Source organism: Streptomyces sp. NRRL B-24085, assembly GCF_001282115.1.
Lineage (GTDB): Bacteria > Actinomycetota > Actinomycetes > Streptomycetales > Streptomycetaceae > Streptomyces.
This window is the reverse complement of the sequence record NZ_LJBR01000256.1, coordinates 25628-31905: the sequence shown is the minus strand read 5'-3', so window position 1 is coordinate 31905 and position 6278 is coordinate 25628. Positions and strand designations below refer to the sequence as shown.

Below are 6278 nucleotides of genomic sequence, written 5' to 3'. Positions count from 1 at the left end.
CGCGGCCATGGCCGCGTGTCTGTGGCGTACGCGTAACTCCATCTGCACTCCTGACAGTCGGGGATCAGTGCGTCACGGGACCGAGGGGCCCGTGACAAGGCGGCCGTCGCTGTCGTACGGCCAGACATTGGGGACGCAGCCGAGCAGGCCCTTGATCTGCTGCATCATCGCCGGGGCGGGCCGTCCCGCACCGGGGCAGGTGACATGGCCGTGGCCGAGGAAATGGCCCACCTCGTGGTTGACGATCAGCGAGCGGTACCCGACGACGTCCTCGCGGTAGAACTCGGTGGCCAGGACCCAGCGCCTGAGGTTGACCATCACGTCGTGGTTCACGCTGCAGTTGACCTCGCCGCCGGTGTCGAGGCCGCCCTCGGCGCAGATCCGGTCCACGGTCGCCGGGGTGGCGAGCCGGACCCGGAAGTCCGTGGGGCCGCCGGACACCCGCTGGAACGCCGAGTGGCCGTCGGCCGTCCAGCCGCGCGGGTCCGCCAGGGTCCGCTCCACCTGGGCGGCGACGTCCTCGGGGGAGATCGTGATGCCCTTCTCCACCTCGACCCGGTAGCGCAGGGGCGTGCCCTTGCCGACCGGTCTGCTCCCTCCGGGCGCGACGATGAAGGTCCCGGGACCGCTTCGGGGGAGGGGAGTCGAGGAGGGGCCGGGCGGAGTGCCGGACTCCTCGGCACCCGGCTCCGGCTCCGACGGTTCGGCGGTCCTCTGCGGCGCCGGGCTCTCAACGGCCCCTGGCGCCGCGGACGTTCCTCCGGCGCCGGACGGCAACCACGCCACCACCGCGCCGCCGACGGCCGCCAGGACCGCCAACGCGGCCAGACCGCCCATCAGTTGACGTTTCACGCTCCGCTCGGAGCGCTTCCGGCGACGGCGGCCGGGGTTTCGTCTCTGCGCTGTCACGGTGGTTCACGATGTGATCGCCATGTGATCGGAGCTGGCCCGGAAGGTAACGAACCGATAACCCTCCTCGTGGTCGCGACCGTGTGGATACTGTGCGCATGTCACGTGTACTGCTGATCGAGGACGACCCCGCCGTGCGGGAGGGCGTCGCCCTGGCCCTGCGGCGCCAGAACCACGACGTCTCCGCCACCGCGACCGGCGAGGAGGGCATGGACCGGCTGCGGGCCTTCCGGCCGGACATCGTCGTCCTCGATCTGATGCTGCCCGGCATGACCGGCCTGGAGGTGTGCCGGAACATCCGTGCCGTGGACCAGACCCTGCCGATCATCATGGCGACGGCACGGGGCGACGAAGTGGACATCGTTGTCGGCCTGGAGGCGGGCGCCGACGACTACGTCGTCAAACCGGTACTAGCGCGGGTGCTCGACGCGCGCATACGCGCCGTGCTGCGCCGGACGGCGGGAGCCCCGGCCGGCACCGAAGGACTGCCGAAGATCGACACCTACGGCGGCCTTGCCGTGGACCGGGCCGGCCTGACCGTCGCGCTGAACGGCGAGCCGATCGCCCTCGCCCCCTCCGAACTGCGGCTCCTGCTCACCCTCTCCGCCTCACCCGGCCAGGTGTTCAGCCGCCAGCAGCTCCTGGAGGCGGTCTGGGAGCACGACTACCACGGCGACGCCCGCCTGGTGGACGCCTGCGTCAAACGACTGCGCACCAAGATGTCCGAGCCGCCCCGCGCCCCCCGGTACATCCACACCGTGCGCGGTTTCGGCTACCGCTTCGCGGCGCCGTGAGGAGGCGCCGGCTGCGGGGCCTGCGGGCCCGTCTGGTGGTGGCCTTCGGGCTCGTCGCCACCGTCGCGGCCATCACGACCGGGGCCCTGACCTTCCGGGAGGCGCGCACCGGAGTGCTCCAGCAGAGCCAGGACGCCACCATCAGACAACTGCGGGCCCAGCTCAACCAGCACGCCGCCGAACTCCCTCTGCCGCCCGACGAACCGGCGCTGCAGGAGTTCGCGCACGACACGGCGGCCACCGAGTCGCAGGGGAGTTGGCGGGTGCTGGTGACCTACGGGGACCGCAGCGGCTCCTCCGCGCCGGGCGACCCCTTCACCGAGGTGACGCCCGCCCTGCGCGAGGCCGTCGCCGCCAACCGGGCCACCGTCTTCCAGCGGGTGCGCGAAGGGGGCCGCACCTCCCTGGTCGTCGGCATGTCGATCCTCTTCGGCGGCCGCGACACCGTCGCCACGGTCACCGGGGTCCAGGTGTTCCTCGTCGTTCCGCAGACCACGGAACAGGCGTACGTCGACGCCCTGGTCACCGCCGTCGAGCGGGCCATGGTGGCCGCCCTCGCGCTCGCCGTCGTACTCGCGCTCCTCGCCGCCCGCGGGGTGCTGGTGCCGGTGCGCCGACTGCGGCTCGCCACCCGCAGGATCGCCGAAGGGCGCCTGGACACCCGGCTCGCCGTCAACGGCTCGGACGAACTCGCGGACCTGTCCCACACGTTCAACGAGACGGCCGCCGCGCTGGAATCGTCGGTCGCCGAGCTGCGCGAGATGGAGGCCCGTGCCCGTCGCTTCGCGGCCGACGTCTCGCACGAGCTGCGCACCCCGCTCGCCGCCATGTCCGCGGTCACCGACGTCCTCGACGAGGACGCCGCCCGACTGGACCCGGACACCGCCACCGCGGTCCGGCTCATCAGCGAGGAGACCGTCAAACTGGCCCGCCTCGTCGACGACTTGATGGAGATATCCCGCTTCGACGCGGGCGCCGCGGTGCTGCATTTGGACGAGATCGACCTCGCCGAGTCGATCCGCCGCACCCTCGCCGCCCGCAACTGGACGGACACGGTGGCGACCGAACTGCCGCCACCGGACGCGGTCCGCGGACGCGTCGACCCGCGCCGCCTCGACGTGGTCGTCGCCAACCTGGTCGGCAACGCCCTCAGGCACGGCGCCCGCCCGGTACGGGTGCGTCTGACCGCCGCCGGCGCGGTGGCCGTCATCGAGGTGCGGGACAGCGGACCCGGCATCCCCTCCGCGGTCCTGCCCCATGTCTTCGAGCGGTTCTACAAGTCGGACACCGCCCGGATCCGCTCCGAGGGCAGCGGCCTAGGGCTCGCCATCACCGCCGAGAACGTCCGTGTCCACGGCGGTACGGTCCGCGCGGCCAACCATCCGGCCGGCGGCGCCGTCTTCACCGTGGAGATTCCGCTGCGGCGGGACGAGCCGTCCGAGGAGAACCCGTCATGAAGCTGCCGCGCCGCGTCCCGCTGCTGGCGCTGCTCGCCGTCACCTCCTGCGGCATCCCCGCGACCGGGGTGGTGGAAGCGGGCGGCCCCGCGAGCGGGACCCTCCCGCTGACGCGGGTCTACTTCGTCGAGAACGGCGCCCTCGTCGCGACGCCCCGTACGACCGAGGAGCCCGGAGAACCCGAGGCGGCCCTCGCACTGCTGATGGAGGGGCCGCTCGCCGAGGACGGACGCCGCCTGGGCGGCCTCTCCACCGAGGTGCCGGGCCTGCCGACCTCCGCGGCCCTTCCCACGGCGACCGCCGAGACGCCCGGCGAACCCGCTTCTGACGCGCCGAGGGTGCGGGTGCAGGGAGCCACGATGACCGTTCGACTTCCCCCAGGGGTGGGCAGGTTGACGGACATCGGGGTGCGGCAGGTGGTCTGTACGGCCACTTTCGCGTACCGCCTCAACCGCCCGTCGGTCGGCGCGCTCACCGTCGAGGTGGCCGACGGCACCGGACGGCGCGTCAGGGGGTCGGACGAGGGCTGCCCCGATCGGTGAGCAGCCCGCCCGCCTCGGAAGGAGCCGTCGACGCTGCCGTGTCCGCCTGCTGGAGCTGCGTCAGGAGCTGGTTCTGGCCCGCCAGGAGTTCCGTGAGGATGCGGCGGGCGGCCCGCAGGAGTTCGGCGACGTCGCCGCCGGCGAGGGCGTAACTCACCGTGGAGCCCTCGCGGATGGACACGACGATGCCCGAGCGCCGCAGCACCGCCAACTGCTGGGAGAGGCTGGAGGGCTCGATGTCGATGTCGGCGAGCAGGTCGCGGACCGGCACGGGCCCGTTCTGGAGCAGTTCCAGCACACGGATGCGCACGGGGTGGCCGAGCATGCGGAAGAAGTCCGCCTTGGCCTGGTAGAGGGGGACGTGCACGGTTGCTCGCTCCCTGCCGGACGGTACGGGGTCGGTGCCGATCCTGCTGGTCGGGGACGCCGGGCGGCCACGGATTGGACTCATGTGGATGTGGCGACTTGAAGAAGTCTTCACATCACGGGCGTGCGGCGCCCCGACCGGCAGTGGAGCTAGATCTCCAACTGCTCCTCGACGCGCCTGAGTTGGTGCCGGGCCATCGCCAGGTTCGAGCGGGCCTTGTCGAGCACGAGGTAGAGGAACAGTCCGTTGCCGGTGCGGCCGGTCACCAGGCGGATGAGGTGGTACTGGTTCTCGAGCGTGATCAGGATGTCCTCGATGTCGCTCTTGAGGCCCAGTTGCTCCATGGTGCGCACCTTGGCCCGGATGACGTCGGTGTTGCCGGCCGCCGCGACCGTCGTGTCCAGGTCCTTGCCGCCGCCCAGGGTGCCCAGCGCCATCCCGCTGGTGTAGTCGACCACCGCGGCCGCCACCGCCCCCTCCGTGCCGGCCATCATCTCCTTCAGCGACACTTCCACACTCGCCACGGTGCCTCCCTGAGTTCCAGTGGATCGCGGCGGGCCCGTGGTCGGGTCCGTCCGCCGGATGACTGGAACGTATGCGCGGAGCGGGGGCCGGGCGCGGGGGTCTTCGGGACTGCCTCCCGTTGACCGAACGCCATACCCACGGGACCGTCTGCGAAGCCACAACTGGCCTTCAGGAGGCCGAAGATGACGGCGGTCGGGCCCGCCGTGCTCAGTGGGCGCGGGCCGCCGGCAGCGTCTGGTCGACTTCGCTGGGCCCGGCCGCTCGACGACGGTGGTGTCCCGGCGGCGCCGCCCCACGGGCCGGTCGGTACAGGCCGGCAGCAGCCTCCCCGGCGGCACGGGGCAGCGTCTCGTATCCGCCGACACCCGTGCCCAGCCGTGGTCCGACCGGCAGCCCGTTGGACTTGGCCGGCGTGTCCTTGAGGTACAGGCAGCGCGGGTCCGGGTCCAGGATCGCGACGGCCGCCGGTGTCCCGTCCAGGAACCGGCGGGCCGTCCACAGCTCGGCCGTCCACGCCGCCCGGACTGCCTCCGGCGTCGGGTCTCACCCGCCGTCGACCAGCTTCTCGAAGAAGAACTCGTGCTTGAGGAAGGACGTGTCGTGCTCGGCCCCCGGGTACGGCGGGATCAGCTGCGCGGCCTGGAAGAGCCGCCAGCCGTCCTCCAGCGCGGCCACGCCCGTCTCGTAGGGCGGCTCGTCACTGTCCCCGGTGGTGGGGCGGGTGGTGCCCGTGCCGTCGTAGCGGGCCCAGCCGACGACGCGCGAGTCGAGCGCGGAGGTGTCCAGGTACAGGACCAGGACCTGCTGGCGCACGGTGGTGGACATGGTCACGCCTGGCTCCTCTGTGCGGCGGGCCGGTTCTCGATGCGGCTGGCCCAGTACTCGATGTCGAAGGCGGGGTCGTCGGCCAGGACACGCCACAGCCTGACCCGGTTGAGGAGCTCGAGCCGGCCGGTGGCCTGCTCGTACCAGGGGAATCCGCGCCCCAGCTCCTCCCGGACGGCGGGCGCGTCCAGGTCCACCGTGTCCCACAGCCGCACCTGCGGCACCGTCGGGTTGAAGCGGATCTTGTACATGTGGCGGACGGTGTCGCTGTCGTTGCGCCGCCCGCCGTGCCAGATCCCGTGGTGCAGCAGCACGACCGTGCCGGCCGGGCAGGTCAGCCGGGTCTGGCCGCGCAGGTTCTGGTAGCGGCCGGTGTCGGACTCGTTGGTGCGGCGCAGATGGCTGCCGGGCACGATGAGCGTGCCGCCCATCTCCGCGGTGACCTCCCGCGGGTAGTACATGAGCTGGACGTCGAACGCGTCGGGCCGCGGATCGATCAGGGCGTCGGCGTGCAACGGCTGCGCGCTGCCCTCACGCGGCTCCCGGATGTGCACGAAATGGTGGTCGATGGTCGGCTCCGGCCCCACCAGGCTCTCCAACGCCCCCGCGACAGCGGGCAGTTCGACGAGCCGCCGGGCGAAGGAGCCCTCCGGGAACGCCTTCGGCACCGGGGTGCCGTACGGCACGGAGGGCAGCCCGGCGGCGAAGACCGCGAGCGCCTCCTCGTTCATCTCCCGGGGCACGATGCCGTCCAGGCGCAGGAAGCCGTGGGCCACGAACCGCGCCACCTGGACGGAGTTCAGTAGCTGTCGTGTGGTTGACATACGGCAACCGTAGGAACAATCAGCCCGGCGGTCGT

General features: G+C 72.1%; 8 protein-coding genes. 3 read left to right on the top strand and 5 right to left on the bottom strand.

The features are described from left to right. Positions 1–72 precede the first annotated feature (72 nt). A complete protein-coding gene (locus AOJ26_RS26315) occupies positions 73–837 on the bottom strand; it encodes a DUF3152 domain-containing protein (protein WP_053850832.1) in 765 nt (254 codons plus the stop codon). Positions 838–1007: 170 nt separating this feature from the next. Here AOJ26_RS26315 and AOJ26_RS26310 point away from each other — a divergent pair, with 170 nt between their 5' ends. The 3 genes from AOJ26_RS26310 to AOJ26_RS26300 are packed head-to-tail and all read left to right on the top strand — an operon-like array spanning position 1008 to position 3702. Continuing rightward, on the top strand, positions 1008–1703 hold the full coding sequence (locus AOJ26_RS26310; RefSeq protein WP_053850831.1) for a response regulator transcription factor: 696 nt from the start codon (positions 1008–1010) through the stop codon (positions 1701–1703). Next, positions 1700–3160, top strand: a complete 1461-nt coding sequence (locus AOJ26_RS26305) for a sensor histidine kinase (protein WP_234358674.1) — start codon at positions 1700–1702, stop codon at positions 3158–3160. Before AOJ26_RS26310 ends, AOJ26_RS26305 begins: the two co-directional genes overlap by 4 nt. After that, the gene (locus AOJ26_RS26300) at positions 3157–3702 is read left to right on the top strand and encodes a hypothetical protein (protein WP_053850829.1); all 546 of its coding nucleotides are present in this window, start codon (positions 3157–3159) and stop codon (positions 3700–3702) included. Before AOJ26_RS26305 ends, AOJ26_RS26300 begins: the two co-directional genes overlap by 4 nt. Here the strand turns inward: AOJ26_RS26300 and AOJ26_RS26295 are convergent. The 4 genes from AOJ26_RS26295 to AOJ26_RS26280 all read right to left on the bottom strand — a co-directional run bounded on the left by AOJ26_RS26295 (position 3668) and on the right by AOJ26_RS26280 (position 6243). After that, entirely contained in the window at positions 3668–4069 is a 402-nt protein-coding gene (locus AOJ26_RS26295) for an ArsR/SmtB family transcription factor (protein WP_053850828.1), read from the bottom strand. The two genes, AOJ26_RS26300 and AOJ26_RS26295, sit on opposite strands and share 35 nt — an antisense overlap. 149 nt (positions 4070–4218) lie before the next feature. Beyond that, positions 4219–4593 (bottom strand): hypothetical protein, encoded by a 375-nt coding sequence (locus AOJ26_RS26290; RefSeq protein ID WP_053850827.1) that lies wholly within the window; start codon positions 4591–4593, stop codon positions 4219–4221. 544 nt (positions 4594–5137) lie between these two features. After that, positions 5138–5419 carry a hypothetical protein gene (locus AOJ26_RS26285; RefSeq protein WP_179200305.1) on the bottom strand — a complete coding sequence of 94 codons (282 nt, stop codon included), beginning with the start codon at positions 5417–5419 and terminating at the stop codon, positions 5138–5140. Positions 5420–5421: 2 nt separating this feature from the next. Then, positions 5422–6243: a phytanoyl-CoA dioxygenase family protein gene (locus AOJ26_RS26280; RefSeq protein WP_053850825.1), complete on the bottom strand. Its 822-nt coding sequence runs from the start codon at positions 6241–6243 to the stop codon at positions 5422–5424. Between the last annotated feature and the right edge of the window lie 35 nt (positions 6244–6278).